This window comes from Streptomyces sp. NPDC051976 (assembly GCF_040680795.1).
In the GTDB taxonomy this organism is placed as follows: Bacteria; Actinomycetota; Actinomycetes; order Streptomycetales; family Streptomycetaceae; genus Actinacidiphila.
Genome location: NZ_JBFAXL010000016.1, coordinates 138,968 through 159,185 on the forward strand (window position 1 = coordinate 138,968; position 20,218 = coordinate 159,185).

Annotated in this window: 16 protein-coding genes; 11 read left to right on the top strand and 5 right to left on the bottom strand. The window is 69.9% G+C overall.

Annotated elements, in window-relative coordinates:
• Window positions 1-19 precede the first annotated feature (19 nt).
• Complete coding sequence (locus AB0M29_RS18725; RefSeq protein ID WP_365383818.1) at window positions 20-751, top strand: hypothetical protein; 732 nt, start codon at window positions 20-22, stop codon at window positions 749-751.
• Window positions 752-892: 141 nt separating this feature from the next.
• Window positions 893-1,588 carry a hypothetical protein gene (locus AB0M29_RS18730; protein WP_365383820.1) on the top strand — a complete coding sequence of 232 codons (696 nt, stop codon included), beginning with the start codon at window positions 893-895 and terminating at the stop codon, window positions 1,586-1,588.
• An 88-nt stretch (window positions 1,589-1,676) separates the two neighbouring features.
• Here AB0M29_RS18730 and AB0M29_RS18735 read toward each other — a convergent pair whose 3' ends face one another.
• From AB0M29_RS18735 to AB0M29_RS18745, 3 genes are all read right to left on the bottom strand, one after another.
• Entirely contained in the window at window positions 1,677-2,114 is a 438-nt protein-coding gene (locus AB0M29_RS18735) for a universal stress protein (RefSeq protein ID WP_365383822.1), read from the bottom strand.
• Window positions 2,115-2,287: 173 nt separating this feature from the next.
• A complete protein-coding gene (locus AB0M29_RS18740) occupies window positions 2,288-4,759 on the bottom strand; it encodes a hypothetical protein (protein ID WP_365383823.1) in 2,472 nt (823 codons plus the stop codon).
• A 218-nt stretch (window positions 4,760-4,977) separates the two neighbouring features.
• Window positions 4,978-6,144, bottom strand: coding sequence for a glycoside hydrolase family 75 protein (locus tag AB0M29_RS18745; protein WP_365383825.1), 1,167 nt, complete (start codon window positions 6,142-6,144; stop codon window positions 4,978-4,980).
• A gap of 452 nt (window positions 6,145-6,596) precedes the next feature.
• Between AB0M29_RS18745 and AB0M29_RS18750 the strand changes: the two genes are divergently transcribed.
• From AB0M29_RS18750 to AB0M29_RS18760, 3 genes are all read left to right on the top strand, one after another.
• Complete coding sequence (locus AB0M29_RS18750; RefSeq protein ID WP_365383827.1) at window positions 6,597-7,973, top strand: CBM35 domain-containing protein; 1,377 nt, start codon at window positions 6,597-6,599, stop codon at window positions 7,971-7,973.
• A gap of 268 nt (window positions 7,974-8,241) precedes the next feature.
• Entirely contained in the window at window positions 8,242-8,943 is a 702-nt protein-coding gene (locus AB0M29_RS18755; RefSeq protein WP_365383829.1) for a DUF4232 domain-containing protein, read from the top strand.
• A 309-nt stretch (window positions 8,944-9,252) separates the two neighbouring features.
• Window positions 9,253-10,164: a C1 family peptidase gene (locus AB0M29_RS18760; RefSeq protein WP_365383830.1), complete on the top strand. Its 912-nt coding sequence runs from the start codon at window positions 9,253-9,255 to the stop codon at window positions 10,162-10,164.
• 91 nt (window positions 10,165-10,255) lie between these two features.
• On the opposite strand, the gene AB0M29_RS18765 is transcribed toward AB0M29_RS18760, so the two are convergent.
• Entirely contained in the window at window positions 10,256-11,182 is a 927-nt protein-coding gene (locus AB0M29_RS18765) for a winged helix-turn-helix domain-containing protein (protein ID WP_365383832.1), read from the bottom strand.
• A 248-nt stretch (window positions 11,183-11,430) separates the two neighbouring features.
• Window positions 11,431-12,606: an NAD(P)/FAD-dependent oxidoreductase gene (locus tag AB0M29_RS18770; RefSeq protein ID WP_365383834.1), complete on the bottom strand. Its 1,176-nt coding sequence runs from the start codon at window positions 12,604-12,606 to the stop codon at window positions 11,431-11,433.
• 177 nt (window positions 12,607-12,783) lie between these two features.
• Between AB0M29_RS18770 and shc the strand changes: the two genes are divergently transcribed.
• From shc to AB0M29_RS18800, 6 genes are all read left to right on the top strand, one after another.
• Complete coding sequence (gene shc / locus AB0M29_RS18775) at window positions 12,784-14,652, top strand: squalene--hopene cyclase (protein WP_365383852.1); 1,869 nt, start codon at window positions 12,784-12,786, stop codon at window positions 14,650-14,652.
• Between the two features lie 198 nt (window positions 14,653-14,850).
• Window positions 14,851-15,591 (top strand): methyltransferase domain-containing protein, encoded by a 741-nt coding sequence (locus tag AB0M29_RS18780; RefSeq protein WP_365383835.1) that lies wholly within the window; start codon window positions 14,851-14,853, stop codon window positions 15,589-15,591.
• Window positions 15,588-16,496, top strand: coding sequence for a prenyltransferase (locus AB0M29_RS18785; RefSeq protein WP_365383837.1), 909 nt, complete (start codon window positions 15,588-15,590; stop codon window positions 16,494-16,496). The genes AB0M29_RS18780 and AB0M29_RS18785 overlap by 4 nt, the downstream gene beginning before the upstream one ends.
• Window position 16,497: 1 nt before the next feature.
• Entirely contained in the window at window positions 16,498-17,532 is a 1,035-nt protein-coding gene (locus AB0M29_RS18790; protein WP_365383839.1) for a polyprenyl synthetase family protein, read from the top strand.
• A complete protein-coding gene (locus tag AB0M29_RS18795) occupies window positions 17,529-18,860 on the top strand; it encodes a cytochrome P450 (RefSeq protein WP_365383841.1) in 1,332 nt (443 codons plus the stop codon). The genes AB0M29_RS18790 and AB0M29_RS18795 overlap by 4 nt, the downstream gene beginning before the upstream one ends.
• On the top strand, window positions 18,857-20,218 hold a 1,362-nt coding region (locus AB0M29_RS18800; RefSeq protein WP_365383843.1), incomplete at its 3' end, for an FAD-dependent monooxygenase. The genes AB0M29_RS18795 and AB0M29_RS18800, both read left to right, overlap by 4 nt.

A 20,218-nucleotide genomic window follows, 5' to 3' on the forward strand; every position in this document is an offset into this window, starting at 1 on the left:
GGGGAGGGGAGGTGTCGCTGTGCGGACTCCGGCCATCGTGGCCATCCTGGCAACGGCCGTCGCACTCGGTCTGCTGACCGGCGAGTTCGTCCTGCCCGCTCGTTCCGCTGCGACGCCGACGCCGGTCGTGGCGTCGTCCTCGCCGGCCGACGGCTCTTCCACGCCGAAACCCACGCCGACGCCGACGCCGACACCGACGCCCGCGAGCGGGCCGATGACCAACCGGAACATGGTGACGGCGGCCGACCTCAAGGAGGCCGGGTACGCGCAGCCCATCCATGTCCAGGACTCCGTAGGGGACGGTACGTACGCCACCGCGGCCTGCACGGGGGAGACGTCCCTCGGCGAGACCCTGGGAGAGCGGAACGCGCACATCCGCGGGTTGAGGACGCGCGCGGACCAGGACGAGGTCGCGCACGAAGTCGCAGCTGAAGCCAGCAGCCCCGAACTGGCCCAGAACTTCGCTGAGCGCCTCCTGCTGGAGGACGTGCAGTGCCAGGAGGAACCGGCCACCCACTGGGTCTACGGACCGACGCACACGGTTGCTGTCGCACCCGGCATCACGGGGAGCTGGATGGGCACGTACCAGGGTGATCTGAACACCACGGGGACCGCGCCACGTGGCAAGGAGCCGTGCGGAGGACTGGCCGTCCTGCGGAACGGTTCCCACTACGGGGTTCTTGAGGTCGAGGCGTGCCTGGGCACGGCCGCGATGAACCGCCTCGTCCGTGCGGCGGTCGGCCGACTCTGAGGCCGCCACCGGGACCCGGTTCAGCGGGTGTGATGTAGCTCACACCACGCAGGCGCACTGCCGTCCAACATCCGCCGCGCGACCGGCATCTCTCCCTACGTACAAGGACGCGAATCGCGTCGTGACCACACAGGAGATGACATGTCCGACAACGGGGAATCCACCAGCACGTTCTCGCGCCGCGGTCGTACCGCGCGGAAGGCGGCCATCGCGGGCGCGGCCGTGATCGCGGTCGCCGCCGGCACGGCTTCCGCCGCCGGGGCCACGGACGCGCGATCCCACGGCCGACCGGCGGCCGCGCCTGCCGCCGTCGCACAGCCCGGCCTCGGCTCGGCGAAGCTGGTCCAGAGCGAGGACTTCTTCCAGCAGGGCCTGGCTCCGGTCGGCGCGACTGTCGACCTGACCGGGAAGCAGGCGCTCTCGGCGTGCTCGGGCGAGGAGACGATGCGCGCGCTGACCAAGGGGAAGGCCGCCGCCTACGCCGACGTGTCGTGGACCTTCGACACCGCCGGCACTTTTCTGACCGAATCCGTCGCGGACGGTGCGACCGTCGCGTCCGCGGTCTCGTACGAGAAGCAGCTCAACCGGCTCGTGCGCGACTGCCAGAACGAGCCCGCGGGCCACTGGCACTACGGGGCGGGCCACTCCCTGACCGTCCAGGGCGGGGAGGCCACCTGGTACCCGTCGTTCAACGGCGACGGCGCGGTCAGCGGCGGCGCCGTGGTGATCCGCGCGGGCCACGACTTCGGCATCCTCGAACTCACCGGGCAGCCCACCGACGACCCCGGCTACATCAAGGGCATCGCGGCCGCGGCCACCAAGCGGCTGGCCGGCTGACCCCGCCCCACAGCGGCGCACCTCCCACGCCGACCGCCGTTCCCGCCGGGCACCCCGGTGGGAACGGCGGTCGGACGTGCGTGACGGCTCAGGAGTCGCCGCGGACCAGCAGGACGGAGACGGGAGCGGCCTTGGCCACGCTGTGGCTCACGCTGGCGTGCAGCAGGGCGGCGATACCCCGGTAGTGCCCGGGGCCGACCGCGATCAGGTCGCTGCCGAGAGCCTCGGCACGCTCCACGAGGATCGCGGCAAGTTCCTCCCGCAGGCCCTCGTCCACCTCGCCCTCGGCGGTGATCCCCTCGGCCCGCAGACGCCCCAGCGCCTCGTCGACGACCTGCCGCCCCGCGTCCCCCTCCTCGACGGGTACGACGACGGCCCCGCTGATCCCGTCACCGATGACCTGCTCGGGACGGATGTGGATGACGTGCACGCTCGCGCCCGTGAGCTTGGCGAGGGAGACGACGGAGTCCAGCACCGCGGCGCCGTGCGCCGATCCGTCGACGGCGGCGAGGATGTTCTTGTACATGCGCTCAACTTCCTTGTCACAGGGGCCCGAGGGATGCGCGGCCCTTCGATCGGTTCAGCCCTCAATCACCTCGCTCCATTCCGTGATCCGGAGTGACGGCCACCACTCGCCTCGGCGGTGCGCGATCGCAAGAAAGTGCCCCGGGGCACGGGTGGCCCCGGGGCGTGGGTGGGTCAGATCTTGATGCGGTCGAGGTTGGGTCCGGTGCCCGCCGTGTTGGCGATGACGACGGAGTTGGTTCCGGCCCGCAGGGACACCGAGACCTTCAGGGTGACGACGGTGTTGTAGTCCGGTGTCGACGGGAAGTTCACCGTCTGGGTGGCGCCGCCCGCGGTCACGGTCGCGCTGTGGACGCTGCCGACGCTCATGAAGTAGACGGTCATCGGATAGGTGCCGTCCGTCGGCGCGGTCACCGAGAAGGTGGCGCTGCCCAGGAAGCTGATCTTCTTGCCGCCGGAGCAGTGCGCGCAGCTGGTGACCGTGGTGCCGGTGCCCAGGACCGCCTTCTCCGCTTCGTAGGACTTTCCGGGGGAGGTGGGCGGACCGCTGGTCGTCGGCGTCGAGGTGGGAGTGTCCGTCGGCGTCGAGGTGGGCGTGTCCGTGGGTGTGGGGGTGGACGTGTCGGTGGGCGTGACGGTGGGTGTGTCCGTCGGCGTGCTCACCGGGGCCACCGACTTGAGGAAGAGCGACTGACCGCTGTCGGTCCGGGACGCGTCCACACCGTGCCCGCCCGTGTAGTCCTTCGTCTCGTTCTTCGCCCAGTCGGCGATCGGCGTGCCACCCACGTCGAGCAGGTGGTAGGCGCCGTCGGACGGCCCGGCCACACCGAACTGGTAGATCGTGTTCTTCTGCGGGTAGTACGGCTGGTACGGCCCGCCGGTGGAGAGCTGCTTGGTCATCGTGTTGTCGAAGAAGACGTTCTGCGGTCCGGACGCCCCCGACCACTTGACGCCCTTCTGGCCCGCGGTCCAGTAGATCGGGTACCAGTTGGAGGTGTCGGGCGTGGTGGTGCCGCCGCCGTCGTCACCGCAGTTGGACTTGCAGTTGCCGGCGCGGTGGTCGTACGGCACGGCCTGGGTGTTGAGCTCGATCAGATTGCGGCGCTCGTACCCGCCGTGCATGTTGAAGTCGGAGTCGATGTCGTTGCCGATCGCCACGTTGTCCGACGCCGACCACTGGAAGGTGAAGTGCCGCAAGTTTCGGGTGACGTTGTCGGCGTAGAGCGAGTCCCAGACCCGGGAGCCGCGGAAGTAGCCCCGGCCACCAGCGCCCTTGTTCCACGAGCCGTCCAGGAAGTTGTCCTGGATCTGGACGTTCTTGGCCTCTTCGGTGACGATCGGGTGGGATCCGGTCATGTAGCTGCGGATCCCCTTCACCCAGTCGTTCACCGCCCACTTGAGAACGATGCCGTTCATCTCGGCGTGCGGGTCCATGTTGCCGTAGTTCTGCACCGAGTCGGCCTGGTTGAGGCCCGACATCGGCTGGGTCATGTAGAAGTTCTCCAGGCCGACGCCGACGACCGGCTCGACGAGCGGTGAGGCGTTGCTGGCGTAGACCGAGCCGTCGATCGGCGCGGAGCCGTCGGAGGTGGAGTCGATCGGCATGTCGTACTCGAGCGGCTTGTCGATCGTGACCGTGTGGTTGGTGGTGTCGACGGCGCTGATCGTGAAGATCTGCTGCCGCATCTGCAGGTTCTCTTCGGGGTACGTCGCGCTGACCGCGTCCATCGACTGGTAGAACTTCTGCGAGTTGGCGGCCATCATGTTCACGAAGCCGCCGACCTTGAGGTTCGTCATCTTGGCGTTGGTCGCCAGGTAGACGACGGTGTCGCCCTGCCGGGCGGCGTATTTGGTCTCGCCCGGCTTGGCCCGCAGCTTGACGCCGGCCTTCCAGTGCTGGTTGATCGACCCGAGGAAGATCTCCTTGCGGTTGGCCGGGGCGGAGTTGTACTCCGACTGGTACGACGGGTCGACGGTGCGGGAACTGACCCGGAAGAGGCCGGTACCCGGCCAGGCCCACCCCATCTTCCCGTCACCCGACGTCATGTTGTCCCCGTCGGAGTCGGTGCCGTCCGGGGTGAGGACGTCGTACAGGGTGTTGGCGTCCGGGCGGTACTCGAACGCGGTGCCGGTCGCCGGATCGGTGCCCGAGCCCCGCAGAATCGTGTAGTTGGCGTCCACCTCGATCTCGTGGGTGACATTGAGGACGCCTGGCGGGAATGTGATCAGCGACAGCTTGGTGTACGAGTTGGTCGGCGAGCAGGTGCTCTTGAGCTTGTCGATGGCTGCCTGGATGCCGTTGGTGTCGTCCTTGCCGTCATTGGGCACCACGCCGTAGGTGGAGGCCAGTTGGGACGGTGTGATCTGGCAGGACGTCGAGGGGTTGATGTCCGAGGCGTCGGGCAGCGGTTGGCCGCCGCGGTAGCCGGCCTTGCTCCAGTCGGGCAGGCCGGGCAGCGGGGCGCGCCGGTTGGCGGCCGAGAGGTCGAGTGCCCGTTGCACGGGCGGGGGGTTCACGCCCGGGGGCACTGTGGACGCACCGGCGCTGCCGGCGGTGACGCCGGCCCAGCCGGCCGTCGCGATGCTGGCGGCGAGCAGGGCGAGGGTTCCGCCGAGCGCTAACCGGCGTTTGCTGTTCGATGGCATGGGATGTCCCAACATGAGGCAGTGGGGGGATAGGGCACCGTGCGGCCAGACACGGTGCCGGACGCTTCGGCAGGCCATGGGAAGAGCTGGGGGACAGGCGTGCCGAGCGGCTCTGTCCCCGGCGCAGGGGTTGGACCTGGTGCCGGGGGTTTTGTGGTGCCGGTCATGAGGGGTGGCCCGTGGGGGGCCACCCGGTCATGGTGGGTTGGTGTTGGGGGTTAGAGGACGATGCGGTCGAGGTTGGGTGCTCCGGCGTTGGGGTTGGAGAATTTGATGGTGTTGTTGCCGGCTTTGAGTTGGACGGTGACGTTCTGGGTGACGACGGTGTTGTAGTCGGGTGTTTCGGGGAAGTTGACGGTCTGGTTGACGCCGTTGACGGTGAGGGTGGCGGTGCGGGGTTGGCCGACGCTCATGAAGGAGATGGCCATGGTGTAGCTGCCGGCGGCGGGTTCGGTGATGTTGTTGAAGGTCGCGGTGCCGCCGTTGCCGAGGTAGCTGAGTTTCTTGCCGCCCGAGCAGTGTGCGCAGTTCGTGATGGTGGTGCCACCGGCCAGAGTTGCTGCCTCGGCCTCGTAGGAGTTCCCGCCACCCGGAGGCGGTGACGACGGCGGAGGAGTCGTCGGCGGCGGGGTGCCGCCGCCGTTCATGCTCGCGCCGAGGGTGTCGAGCGCGTTCTGGACCATGGCCTGGGCGTTGTCGTTGAGGTTGGAGTTGGTGCCGTTGACGACCCAGTTCGCACCGGAGAACATCACGACGGTCACGCCGTTGTCGACGCCGCCGGTGGTGCCGCTGCTGGGTATGCCGAGCAGCTGGGCGGCCTTCACGGACGCCTCGCCGAGCTCGCGGGAGTCGTTGTCCGACGTGCTCTGGTTGTTCGCGGTCTGGGTGTCACCGAAGATCGAGCCGATGACGTGGCCGTTGTAGAACATCAGCGCGAACTGCCGCCCGCTCATGCCGTGTTCCTTGTAGAAGAAGTGCGGGCACGGCTTCACGCGGTCCCAGCAGTCGTCGCCCAGCACGTAGAACGGCACGTGGTGCGCGCCCAGGGCCTTGCCGTTGCTGTCCGACCAGGTGGTCTCGCCCTGGTGGTCGGGGTCGGGGTCCGGGTCGCTGCCGTCGGTGTCGATGGCCATACCCGAGCTGTACGAGTAGACGCCCGGAGCGACCTGGTACACGTTGACGTTCTGGGCTCTGGTCATGGTGTTGATGTGCGGCTTGGTGTTGACCTGGTTCGCGGCGGTCGAGTTCGCCTTGATGCCGGCCAGTACCTCGGCGGCGGTGTACGAGGCGGAGGCCGGGGCGGCCTTGACCGTTGTGGGGGTTGTCGCGTCGGCGTGACCGACGGCGAGGGGAACCGCGAGCGCGAGGGCCGCGGCGGCGGCCACAGCGAGGCGCGTACGAGTCGATGACATGGCGGGTGGGGCCTCCGAGTCGATCGTTAGGAAAACTTCCTAACGAATGAAAGCAGTCGCGACCCGGTCACGCAATCGTCTGGTCACGTCGCTTTCCCGCGCTCATGATCCACGGACGTCCATGTCGGTGGCGATCCCTCGGCGAGGCTGGTCTGTTAGGAAACTTTCCATTCCAGCATCTTGACGAGGAGTGCCACGGAGATATTGACTGCGGGCGCTGCGGACGCAACGCCCGACCCCGAACCCCCCACGAAACCCCGGCAGTTGATGCTGACGCGTCCGATCCCGCAGTTCCTCCCGCGTCGGCGCCCTGCTTCGCTTCGGCTCTCCCGGAACACCGGCATGCCACAGCTCCGGCCCTCAGCGCGGACCGGCGGCTGAGCCCTCGGGGCGTGCCCCGTCCCGATCCCACCTGGAGGACATACGTGACGTGGTCACGACTCACCAAGGGGCTTGTCGCCGCCGCACTGCCGACAGCAGCGGTAGCGATGAGCATCAACGCGATCGCCAGTGCCAGTCCTCAGGCGGCGAACGCGTTCCCGGCCCACTACGCCGCGCCGTACCTGGAGCTCTCCAGCGGCACCGCAGGCGACATGGCAGCCGACATGAAGGCCACCGGGCTCAAGGACTACACCCTGGCGTTCCTCATCCCCAAGTCCGGTTGCACTCCGCAGTGGGAGGCCGGAAACAGCGCACTGGGCGCCTTCACTTCACAGGTCGCCGCCTTGAAGGCGGCGGGCGGTGACGTCGCCATCTCCTTCGGCGGCGCGGAGGGTGGGGAGTTGGCGCAGACCTGCACGTCCGTCGCGTCACTCACCGCCGCCTACGCCAGCGTGGTCAACACGTACGGCATCACCCGGCTCGACTTCGACATCGAAGGCGCCACCCTGGGCAACACCGCGGCCAACACCCGGCGCAACCAGGCCCTCGCCGCCCTCCAGGCACAGAACCCGAACGTCGAAGTCGACTACACCCTCGCCGTCGACCCGTCCGGCCTCGAGTCCGACACGCTCAACCTGCTCAAGGACGCCAAGAGCAAGGGCGTCAACGTCAACCTGGTCAACATCATGACCATGGACTTCGGTGACGGCGAGAACGCCCTCAACGACGCCCTGTCGGCGGCCAAGGGCACCGCCGCACAGCTCGCGAGCCTGTACGGCATCTCCACCTCCCAGGCATACGGGCGCATGGGCCTCACTCCGATCGCCGGCAAGAACGACGACAACGAGAACTTCACCCAGGCCAACGCCGGCACGCTGGAGTCCTTCGCCGCCACCAACGGCGTCCAGGAGCTGTCCTTCTGGGAGGTCGACAGCTACGACAAGGGCACCGGATACGCCTACTCCCGGATCTTCAACAAGATCACCGGCGGCACCACCCCGCCGACCACGCCGCCGCCCACGACTTCTCCGCCGTCGTCACCGCCTCCGGGTGGCGGGAACTCCTACGAGGCCGAGGCAGCAACCCTGGCCGGTGGCACCACCATCACGAACTGCGCCCACTGCTCAGGCGGCAAGAAACTCAGCTACCTCGGCAACGGCGGCACCGCGACCTTCAACAACATCACCGAACCCGCCGCAGGCAGCTACACCATGGCCATCTCCTTCATGAGCGTCGGCCAACCCCGCACCGCCACCCTCACCGTCAACGGCGTCAACCAGACCGTCAACTTCCCCGAAACACCCGACTACAACACCGTCGTCACCCAGAACGTCACCGTCCAACTCAAAGCCGGCAACAACACCATCAAATTCTCCAACCCCAACGCCGGAGCACCCAACCTCGACCGCATCATCGTCTGACCCCCACACCCCGAACCAACCCCGACAGGTGGCCCACCACAGGGCCACCTGTCGCATTTTGAGCTCCCGCTGCGCACTGCTGACACGTACGCGTGAACACCGGTGTGCCTGCGTCCAGTTGTCTTGTTACCGAACGCGGACAGGCCCGAGCGAACTCGGTCCGCGCGGGTGTCGTCTGATGGGGTGCAGCGAAACAGCTGATGCGGCTGGTCCCCCTGCGGGGGCAGGGGATGCCGTGTCCTGACGTTCTTTTGGGGGAGCTCTCATCATGACCACATACCGTGCCCGCCGTACCGCCCGTTGTGCCGCACTGGCCGCCGTCACCGCCGCGCTGGCGTTGGGCCTGACCGCCTGCGGCGGCTCTGACGACGGCGCGAAGGCGGCCGGCGGCGACCACAGTGCCGGCGCCACGCAGAGCCCTTCCGCGTCGGGCGGGGACGGCAAGGGCACCGCCGGCAACAGTGGTGACCCCGCCAAGGGGGCGCCCTCGGCGAGCGGCTCGGGCGGGACGGACCAGTCCGCGAGCCACGGCACAACCGGCGGCGCACAGCAGTGCCGTGGAGACGAGATGCTGGTCACCGCGGAGCACCGGTTCGCCGGTCAGCAGGGCGACCACCTGCTGGTCACGGCGTCGAACGAGGGCGCCAAGCCGTGCTGGGTCACCTCGTACCCGGTCGTGAAGCTCGGCGGAAACGTCGACGGCGCCGCACTGCCGCACTCCAAGAAGGACAACCCCGGTGGCGGCAAGCACATCACGCTCCAGCCCGGCGGCAAGGCGTACAGCGCGGTGAACCTGTTCGCCTACGGTTCGAAGAACCACACGGCGCAGTCGTTCGCCATGGCACTGCGCGACGCGGACGGCCACAACGGCCCCTTCTACTCGGTCGACACCAAGGGCCAGAAGCCGCAGTTCAGTTGGAGCGACGCCGACGTGATGAACTGGAACACCGAGAAGCCGTACAACTTCTGACGGCGTCTTTCGGCCAGACGTGCGCCCTGCCCCGTCACCGTTCGGCGGGGCGAACCGGCTGGCCGCGTGTCGCGCGTGGGACTGCTGTCAACTACTGGGATCAGAGTGGCGACTTTCAGCCAAGTTGATATTGCTCCCGTGACATGTACATCTCCGGGCCCATACGGTGAACAGCGCCTCGGACGACCTCACGTCGACCGGGGCGCACCCTCATGTTCGCCATCCGTACCGGGCCGCCCACACATGCGGCGCGATACGGCACGCCGGCTGTCGTGAGCAGTCGGCGTCCCCCCACAAGGAGCTCAATAGATGCGTTCCCGTATAGCCGTCGGCATCGCCGGTAGCCTGGCGCTGTCGTCCTGTCTGGTTCTGGCCGCCACTGCCACCGCTACGCCCCCCGACGCGACACCGGCAGGCCACCAGGCCCACCACAAGCACTTCGCCACCGGCCTCGACCTGACGGCGGTCAAGGCCCACCACGCCGTGAGTTCCGCGGCGGTCACCGCCAAGGCTCTGAAGGCCATCGCGCCGTTCGCCCGCTCCGGCGCGGCGCCGGCCAGCGCGGACCTCACCCAGTACGCCCTCAGCCCCGGCGACCAGGGCCCGGTCGGCTCCTGCGTCACCTGGGCCACCGGCTACTCCGGCTACGGCATCCTGATGAACGAACAGGGCATCAGCGGCGCGCCGATGGCCCCGATGTACATCTACGCGCAGATCGCCCAGGGCAACGACACCGGAACCTACGGCAGCGTCGCACTGAAGATGGAGCAGCAGCAGGGCATCGACACCCAGTCCGACTACTGGCAGGGCACCACGGACTACACCACCCAGCCGGACGCCAGCGAGACCGCCAACGCGGCCCACTACAAGCTCTCGGGCTTCGTCCAGCTGCCCACCAGCGGCCCCTCGGCCCGTGCCGCGATCGAGGACGCGATCTCCCAGGGCGAGCCGGTGCCGATCGGCTTCTCGGTCCAGCAGAGCTTCATGGACCTCAACGCCCAGACCGCGTCGGACTACAGCTACACGCCCGGTGACACCGGCAGCGACCCGGTCGTCGGCGGTCACGAGATCACCATCGTGGCCTACAACGACCAGGGCGTGACGATCGAGAACAGCTGGGGCACCAGCAACTGGGGCAACGGCGGCTACGCCAACCTCCCCTGGAGCTTCTTCGACACCGGCGCGGTGAACGAGATCCACGCGATGGGCAAACTCGCCTGACACACCGCCCGCAGCCCGGCCGCGAAATCCGCTCCACCACTCCCGCGGCCGGGCTCCGGGCGGCCTGCCGCCGCCGGGAGAGAACGGCCCTCTAGCGGGGCGATCTCTCGCTGAGGAGTGAGGCGGCGGTGGAAGTGGCGTAGTGGCGGACGCTGTTGTGGTCGCGGTGGCTGGTGGTGAGGCCCGCGTGGCGGAGCGCGGTGGCGTGCTCGGAGGCCGAGGCCAGGGACTGGTCGGCGCGTTGGGCGAGTTCGCTGGTGGTGAGTCCCGGGGTGGTGTGGATGACGTGCAGGATCCGTGATCGGCTGGTACCGAGGATCTTGTCGATGGCTTTGCGGTGCCGCCCGGGGGGCGGGCTGGTGAAGGGGCCTGTGCCGGGGTCGAGGGGGAGTTGGTAGACCAGCACGGGGATGTCGTCGGGGTTGGGCAGGAAGCGGGGGGTCGGTCCGCAGAACACCATGGGGACGACGACCAGGCCGCGGCCGGCCAAGTGGACGTCGGTGTCCTCCCGGCTGGGGATGGTCAGTACCGGTGGTTCCCAGCGGAGCGCTGGGTGGAGGCCGAGCAGGAGTGCGCCGACGCCGTGCTGGGCCAGGGCGGTTCTTCGGACGGCGAGATCGCTGTCGAGGGCCGACTGCATCTGCTGGACGTGGGGAGCGATGGCCACGTGGTGGTAGGTGGCCATCGCGCTGGTGAGGGCCGCCATGGTGTCGGTGTCGCCGTGGGCGAGCGAACCCGCCCAGGAGGGCAGGGTGTGATGACCGGCCAGTGTTCTCAGTTCGTCGGCGATCCGGTGATGCGGCGTGACGCTGATTCCCTTCAGGACATCCGCGCCGTCATGGGTGTCGACGATGGTCGGGGTGAGGAAGTCGGGGATCCAGCCGCGCACGGGAAGCAGTTCCGCCAGGGGGCGGACCAGCGCGGGCACCTGGCCCCGCAGGGAGTCGCGCCAGGGCCCGTACCGGGCTCGCTGATCGGTGCGGCGCAGGATCTGCAGACTGAGCACGGCCTCGTTCATTTGCGGCAGCAAGTGGTGGAACAGCACAACGCGGGCCAGGTCTTCCGTAGTGAAATGCAGTCGCAACGTCACGCCCCCGCGATCCCCGACATGTCCCGCTCCTGACATCTTCGGGCATTCCCAGGCTGGGCGCTACCACGAGTTTCGGTGAGGGCCGAAACCGTGTGCGGCGCCACGGTGTCTCCCTCAAACTCGTGGGAGCCGTTCACCGTTTCACGGCCATCCGGAATGGACGAAAAGAACCGCGGTTACTTCCGGGCCCGCGCGGCGGAGAGGGTGAGGTCGGCCGGGACCACCGCGCGTGATCCCGCGAAGCCGCTGGTGGTCCGCAGCCACTGTGCGTAGGCGCGGGTGACGAGGCCGTCCGGGATGAGCCGGTCGAAGGCGGGCGGGTGGTACCGGTAGGTGTACTCGGTCGCGGCCAACCGGGCGATGGGCGCCACGCGGCGCGCCCGGGACCGCTCGAACCGTCGCAGCACCTCGGGCAAGTTCCGGCCGCGGCTCTCGTGCAGCGCGACCGTCAGGGCCCAGGCGTCCTCGACGGCCTGGTTGGCACCTTGCGCGACGATCGGAGGCATGGTGTGTGCGGCGTCACCGAGCAGTGTGACCGCTCCCTGGCCCCAGCGTGCCGGGACCCGGTGCGTGTAGTGCGGGAAGACCTCGATGTCCGCTTCCTGGAGTGTCTTCAGGACCAGCGGCACCGGATCCGCCCACTGGCCGAAGCGCGTGCGCAGCGTGGGCAGGGCGGGCCCCTTGTCCGCGCCCGGCCAGGGATGGCTGAACCACCACTGGAGCGTGTCGGGGCCGGCGGGGAGCAGTCCGCAGAAGCCGAGGCGGCCGTTGATCATCAGGCCGCGGTTGGGGTCGGGGAGCAGGTGCCGCTGTGCGGAGAGTCCTTGCCAGGTGGCCCAGCCGGCCAGGCGCGGGGGGTGGTGGCCCCACAGGCTGGTGCGCACCACCGAGCGGTGGCCGTCGGCGCCGATGAGCATGTCCGCCTCGGCGACCGTGCCGTCCTCGAAGGTCGCCCGGACGCCGCTGCCGGAGTGGGTGAAGGCGGCGAGCCGGTGCCCGTAGTGGACCGTGCCGGCCGGCAGCGCTTCCGTGATGCGTTGCTGCAGTAGACGTCGGGGGCAGGTCAGACTCATGTGGCCGAGTCGCCGGGACGCGTGGGCGACATCGATGGTGTAGAGCTTCTCTCCGGTCTCTGACCGGGTCTCCAACTGGTCGATCCGGGCTCCGACTCCGGCCAGGTCGACGCCGAACCACCGCAGGATGCCCACGCCGCCGTTCCACAGGGTGACGGCGCCACCGGTGGCTCGGGGTTCGGGCGATTGTTCATAGACGGAAACCGTGTGCCCGGAATTCACAATTCCAAGGGCTGCGGCCAGGCCACTTATCCCGGCGCCGATGATCAGTATTCGCATGCGGACCGATTTCCTCCGTGTAAAGGGTGGATGTTCGGGTGGAGATTCTCTGGACCGGAGCGTCGCCTCTATGCTTATAGTACGTGCGAGAGCCGTCAAGTACCGCCCTTCGATTGCCCATCGTGTCCATGTCAGCCTGCTGGGTGAGGACGTACTTTGGTCACCGATCTGAAGACTGTGCTGTCCCGCGGCGTCGACCGGCTATTGTCGCAACAGCAGCCGGAAGGCTGGTGGGGGGATTGTCCCGACGCGAATGTCATGGTCGATGCCGTCGACCTTTTCCTGCGAATTCTCCTCGGAATAGAGGAATCCCGAACCGTCTCCGCCACCGCGCGCTGGATCAGATCTCAGCAACGCGCTGACGGAAGCTGGGGGTTGTATCCGCGCAGCCCCGGAGACCTGTCGACGACCGTCGAGGCATATCTCGCACTGCGTCTGGCCGGGGACACTCCGCGGCAGCCGCACATGGTCGACGCGGCGCGCTTCGTCCGGGCCCACGGAGGCTTGGCCGACTGCCGGATGGAGGCACGGCTGTGGCTCGCGCTCTTCTGCCAGGCGGACTGGGACGACATCCCCGCCGTACTCCCCGAGGTGCCGTTGCTGCCGCACCGGATACCCCTGTCCCTCTACCGATTCTCCGCCTGGACCAGGCTGGCCATGGTGCCGCTCGGCCTCGTCCACTGCGCACGCCCCGGCATGGATCCCGGTTTCCGGCTCGACGAGTTACGCGGCGAGGACGCACCGGCCGCGGGAGGCGGGGCCGCCGCGCGTGTCCAACGGGCCGTCCGGTGGGTCAACGCACACCCCGTGCCCCCGTTGCGCCGCGCGGCTGTGCGCCGCGGCGTCCAGTGGATCACCGACCGGCAGGAGTCCGACGGGGCATGGCTCGCCTGCAGCGTCGCCTCCGTCTTCTGTCTGCTCGGCCTGTACGCGGCCGGACTGACCGTGCAGCACCCGGTCGTCAAGGCCGGGATCCGCGGGCTCGATGACGTCGCGGTATGGGAGGAGACCCCGGACGGCCCGGTCCGCCGCATCAACTGCATGCCCACACCGGTGTGGGACACCGCCTTGTCCGTGTGCGCGCTGACCGACGCCGGCGTGCCGGGGGACCACCCCCAACTGGTCCGCTCCGTACGCTGGTTGCTCGGGCAGGAGGTCCGCCGGGTGGGAGACTGGGCGGTCGCCCGCCCCGGTCACGGCCCGGGGGGCTGGTCGGTGGGGTTCGTTGAGGAGCACTTCCCCGACTGCGACGACACCGCGCTCGTCGTCGAAGCGCTCTCCCGCGTCGCGGCGGTCGACGCGAGCCTTGCCGCCCGGTCGCGCGAAGCCTCCAACCGCGGTATCCGCTGGCTGCTGACCATGCAGTCCGGCGACGGCGGCTGGGCCGCCTACGACGCCGACAACGACTCCTGGCTCGCCGACCGGCTGCCGGTCCTCGACTTCACGGAACTGACCGACCGTCCGTGCCCCGACATCACCGGGCACGCGCTGGAGGCGCTGGGGGGCCAGGGGCTCTCGGACGACCCCGGTGCGCGTCGTGCCATCCGCTGGCTGCTGCGGAACCAGACCCCGGAGGGCTCCTGGTTCGGCCGCTGGGGCGCGAACCACCTGTACGGCACCTCCGCGGCGGTGACGGCGCTGGCGCGGGCGGGCCGACCGCCGCACGACCCGGCGATCCGCCGTGCGGTCGCCTGGCTGCTGCGGCACCAGAACCCCGACGGCGGCTGGGGCGAGGACCTGCGCTCGTACCAGGACGACGCCTGGATCGGACGGGGTGACTCCACCCCCACCCAGACCTCCTGGGCGCTGCTCGCCCTGCACGCCGGGGGGCTGACGGCGGACGACGAGCCGGTCGCCCGGGCCCTCGCCTGGCTGGGGAGCACCCAGCTGCCCGACGGCTCCTGGGACGAGCAGTCGTTCAACGGCACCGTCCTGCCACGGCAGTTCTACATGAGCTACCCGATGTACCGTCAGATCTTTCCCGTCATGGCCCTGGGGCGCTTCTCCCACCGGGCCTCCCCGACGCCCACGACGCCGCAGGACTGACCTGCTGCCGCCCGTCCGCGGTGTGACGCCACCGCGTGCACCGGACCGGCGCGCCGCGTCGACTCACCTCACGAACCTTTCCCGTCGGTCGGCCCGGCGCGCATGAGCCCCGGTAGCGGGTGTTTCACCTCGCCACCGGCTTTCGCCGACCGCCCTTCACCCGCCGAGCAGTTGTCACGACACCGATCAGGGGGACCTGTGGGACGAGCAAGGGTAACCGCCAACGACCTGACGCAGTACGACTCACTCGCCGACCAGTGGTGGGATCCGCGGGGCCCGTTCGCGGCACTGGGCTGGATCGCCGCCAAGCGCGGCGAACTCATCCCCGACGCCACGAGGGAGGACGCCGTACTCGTGGACGTGGCCTGCGGCGGCGGACTGCTCCATCCTCACATCGCCGGCAAGGGCTACCGCCACGTGGGGGTGGACCAGTCCGAGCGCTCGCTGGAAGTCGCCCGGGCGCACGGTGTGGACGAGACCCTGCTGTCCGACGTCGCGTCACTTCCCATGCCCGACAACAGTGTGGACGTCGTGGTCGCCGGGCAGTGCCTGGAGCACGTCCCGGAGCCCTACAAGGTGGTGGCCGAGTGCTGCCGTGTGCTGCGGCCCGGCGGGACGCTGCTGCTGGACACGATCGCCGACACGCTGCTGGCCCGCATCCTGATCGTCACCCTCACCGAGAACCTCCCGCTGCCGGGCATGGCACCGAAGGGGTGCCATGACCACCGGCTCTTCATCAACCGGCCCCGGCTGCTCGAGGCGGCGGCGCAGGGCGGGGTACCGCTGCGGATCTACGGTCTGTGGCCGCAGGCACGGGCCCTCATCCCCTGGTTCTTCAACCTCCGCTCCACGGTGCCCATGTTCGCCACCCGCGGCAGCCGTGTCATGTTCCAGGCCATCGGCACCAAGACCGCCACCGGACGGAGGGGAGAGGCATGACCTCGGCCTCCGACACCGCCCTGCCCGTCGCGCGGGCACGGCAGCTCCGCAGCTGGGTGGTCGCCGCGGGACCGCCGCTGGTCCTGGTGATCGTGCTCCAGGGCCTCTACGCGGTCTCGGCCGCACGGCACGTGGAGCCGCTGGTCGGCTGGCGGGTCGCGCTCACCCTGCTCGTCCTCGTGCCCGACTGCGCCGGCCGGCGCTACTGGAACGACTACGAGGACCACCGGCGCGGCCTGGACCGTCCCGACCGGGTCCGGGCGGAGAGCGCCCTGGCGCTCGGCCTGGACATGCACCGCCTGCGCGCGGTCGGACTCGGGTGCTTCGTCGTCGCCTGGATCGGGCTGGTCGTGCTGGCCGTCGCCTCGACCCTGTGGCTGCTCCCGGTCATCGCGCTGTGCTACCTGGCCTACTTCGGCTACGCCGGCGGCCCGCGCCCGCTGGGCCATCACGCACTGGGCGAAGCACTCGACTTCCTCGTCACCGGGGTCGCGGTGACGATGGTGCTGGCCTGCCTCAACACCGGCCGGATCACCGGGACGATCGCCGTGGCCGCGCTCGGCCCGGGCTTCCTCTTCGCCGCACTGATGCTGCACAACAACGCCCGGGACATGGACAAGGACCGCGCGGTCGGCAAGACCACACTGCCGCAGGTGGTCCGTCCCGAAGTCACCAAGGTGCTCTACGGCGTCTGCCTGACCGGCTTCTACGCCGTGGTCGCCGGTCTGGCCGCCGCCGAGGGCTCGACGGCGCTGCTGCTGCCACTGCTCACCCTGCCCTGGGCCGGCTACCTGGTCGTCGCCGTGGGCCGATCCCGGGTGGGCCCCACGATGATCTCTTGGGCCTGGCTCTACTACCTCATGATCGCGGACTTCGTGCTCTTCTCGATCGGGGCGTGGCTCTGACATGGACCGAGAACCGACAACGAGCCTCGCCTACTTGGGCGACCTGGACCGGGTGCGCGAAACCGTGCGCAAGGCGCTCACCCCGGAAGACCCCGAACTCCTCGCTCCGCTACAGCACTTCGTCGACCGTCCCGGCAAACTGCTGCGGCCGGCCCTCGTGCTCGCGACCGCCTCCGTCACGGGCGGCGAGACCCCCGCCACCGAGCGGGTGGTGCTGGCCGCCTCGGCGACCGAGATCCTGCACCTCGCGTCGCTCTACCACGACGACCTGTGCGACCGCTCGCCGATCCGGCGCGGTGTCCCGACGGTCAACGCCCGCTACGGCGAGAACACCGCCCTGGTCCTCGGCGATTACCTGCTTGCCACGGCCCTCGGCACGGCCGGCTCGCTGGGCGCCCAGGAACTGGCCGGCGCGGTGCGCTGCGCGCAGCAGATCTGCACCGGTCAACTGGCCGAACTCCGGGACTCGGGCAACCCCGAGCGGTCCGTCGAAGGCTATCTGCACGCCGTCGCCGGCAAGACGGCCGCGCTGCTCTCCTTCAGCGCCCGGCTCGGAGTCCTGGCCGCCGACGGGGGCGAGACCCGCGCGGAGGCGGCCGCGGCCTGCGGTCACCACCTGGGCGTGGCCTTCCAGATCTGGAACGACCTGCGCGACCTCGCCGACATCGCCGCCGACCCCGCGCCCCCCGGAGCGGGCCCCGCACCGGACCTCGGCAACGGCGTCTACACCCTGCCCGTGCTCTACGCGATGGAGCGTCACTCCGCCGCACTGCGACCGCTCCTGGCCGCGGCGACCAGCGGTGCGAATCTGGCCCGGATCGCGGGCATCGTCCAGGACAGCGGATCCTTCGACCGCGCCCGGCAGGTCGCGGACGGCCATCTGGCCACCGCCTTCGCCCGGGCGGCGGAGTTGTCCGGTCCGTACGGCGACGCCCCCGCTCTGCTGCGCGCGACCCTGCACCGGCTGCTCCCCGAGGCCGTCCGGCCGCACTCGAGGGATGAGCCCGCGGCCACACCGGCAGGGGGGATCGGATGAACGCGGCGATCCCGGCCCTCGCACCCGACCGGGTGCTGCGATTCGCGATCGACCCGTTCCGCGGCATGCTCGACGCCCGCCGCCGGCACGGCGACGTCGTGCAGGTGGGCTACGGGGCGCAGCGCGCGGTGTTCCTGTTCGGTCCCGAGGCCAACTCCTTCGTCTTCGCCAACCCGCAGCTGTTCTCCTGGCGCGACTCCTTCGCCGTGATGCTGCCCGTACTGGGGGAGACCGCGCTGCTGGTCACCGACGGGGAGGAGCACCGGCGCCGGCGCCCCCTGGTGCTTCCCGCGTTCCACCGGCGCCGCCTGGAGGAGTACGCCCGGCTGATGACCGTCAACACCCGGGAGGCGCTGACCCGGCTGCGGACGGGCCAGCGCGTCGACCTCTACGCCGAACTGCGGGCGTTGATCCGGCGCAACACCATCGACTCCTTCTTCGGTACCCGTCTGGCCCGGCAGGACGCCGAGATCGGCCGGAAGCTCCAGATCGCCCTGGACGCCACCGACCTCCCGCTGGGGCTGCAGCTGTTCCTCACCGGTGTCCCCAACCCGGTGACCGCCCGGGCCGTCCGGTCCCGGCGCTGGGTGGCCGAGCGTGTCCGCGCGGAGATCGCCGCGAGGCGGCGTTTCCCGGTGGAACGGCCCGACGCGCTCACCGTGTTGCTGGACAAGCCCTCGAACTCCGGTTGCCCGCTCGGCGACGACGAGATCGAGGACCAGGTCATCAGCCTGATCGTGGCCGGATACGAGACCACGAGTGCCGCCATGGCGTGGACGGTGCACATGCTGCTCACCCACCCCGGGAGCTGGGAGGCCGCCCGCCAGGAGGTGGCCGAGACGCTGGGGGACGGGGAGGCGGACCCGGAGACGCTCGAGAAGATGACGGTCGTCGACGACGTGGTCAACGAGGCGCTGCGGCTGCACCCGCCGGTAGTGGTGCTGCCGCGGATCACCCGTGAGGACACCGTGTTCCGCGGCCTGAGCATCCGCGCGGGTACCCGGCTGGCGATCAGCCCCTTCGTCACCCACCGGATGCCCGAGGTCTGGCCGCAGCCGGGACGGTTCGTCCCCGGGCGCTGGCGGCCCGACCACCCCCTGCACCGCCCCGCCACGCCCGCCGGCTACCTGCCGTTCGGCGGCGGGCACCACCGGTGCGTCGGGGCGCCCTTCGCGACCCTTGAAATCAAGATCATCCTCATCGAACTGCTGCGCCGCACCCGCCTGCGGTCGGCCGGACCCGTCCGTCCGGCCAGCATCATGGCGATGCGCCCGCGCCGCGGCATGCCGGTGGTCGTCGAACACTGCCAGCCCGAAGGACACGCATGAGAATCATCATCGTCGGAGGCGGCATCGCGGGCCTGGTCACCGCGCTGAGCCTGCACGAGGCCGGTTTCGCACCGGTCGTGCGCGAGTCGGCCAGGACCATCGACACCGTCGGTGTGGGCATCAACCTCCTGCCGCACGCCGTTCGCGAACTCACCGAACTCGGCCTCGGTGACGCGCTGGCCGCCATCGCCGTCCCACCGCGGCGGCTGCTGTACTGCGACCGCGCCGGCGCTCCCGTCTGGCAGGAACCGCTCGGGACAGCCGGTGGCTACCAGTGGCCGCAGTACTCCGTCCACCGCGGCCGGCTCCAGGGCATGCTGCTCGACGCCGTCCGCGAGCGGCTGGGACCGCGGGCCGTGGCCACGGGGTTGGCCTTCCGGCGGCTGCGGACGGACGGGGACGAGGTGCACGTCGAGTTCCACGACCGCCACCACGGCACGTCCGTCACCGAGCGCTGCGACGTGCTCGTGGGCGCCGACGGGATCGACTCCGCGGTCCGCGGCCAACTGCATCCCGATGAGGGGCCGGTGCACGCCAACGGGGTCCACATGTGGCGGGCCCTGGCGCCCTGTCCGCCGCTGCTGGACGGCTCCACGATCGTGGTGGCGGGCGGACAGCCCGGCGACAAGTTCGTGGCCTATCCGATCGGGCACCCGCGGGCGGCGGGCGAAGACACGGCCATGAACTGGGTGCTGGAGGTCCGCCACCCCGAGCCGGACGCCGCCTCCCGGCTCACGGGCCGCGCGGTGCCCGCCGAGGAGGCGCTCGCGGCGGCGGCGCGGTGGCACCTGCCCTGGATCGACCTGCCGGAGCTCGTACGCCGGTCCCCGGTCATCCACGAGTACCCGATGATGGACCGTGACCCCCTGCCGTTCTGGACCTCCGGCCGGATCGCCCTGCTCGGGGACGCGGCCCACCCGATGTTCCCGATGGGCATGAACGGCGGCTCCCAGTCGGTCCTCGACGCCCGTGTCCTCGCCTGGTGCCTCGCGCGCCACGGCGACCCGGTCCTCGCGCTGCGTCGCTACGACCAGGAGCGCCGCGCCGTCGTGAACGGCATCGTGCTGCGCAACCGGGACCTCGGACCGGAGAAGATCATCGCTCTCGCGACGGAGGGCGGTCAGGAACTGGACGCGGCGGAGGCCGACGCGGTCGCCCACGCCTACCGGCACGCCGCCCGTACCACCGCGCAGCAGGTCAACTCGCGCCCCTCCTGGACGGCGCACCGCACCGACCGGGCGCGCGGCTCCCGCGCACAGGACGGCGGAATGGACGCTGGGCTCAAGCGTGAGCTGGAGGAGAAGGTCTACGCGGGGGAGCGGTTGACCCGCGAGGACGGTATCGCGCTCTACGAGTCC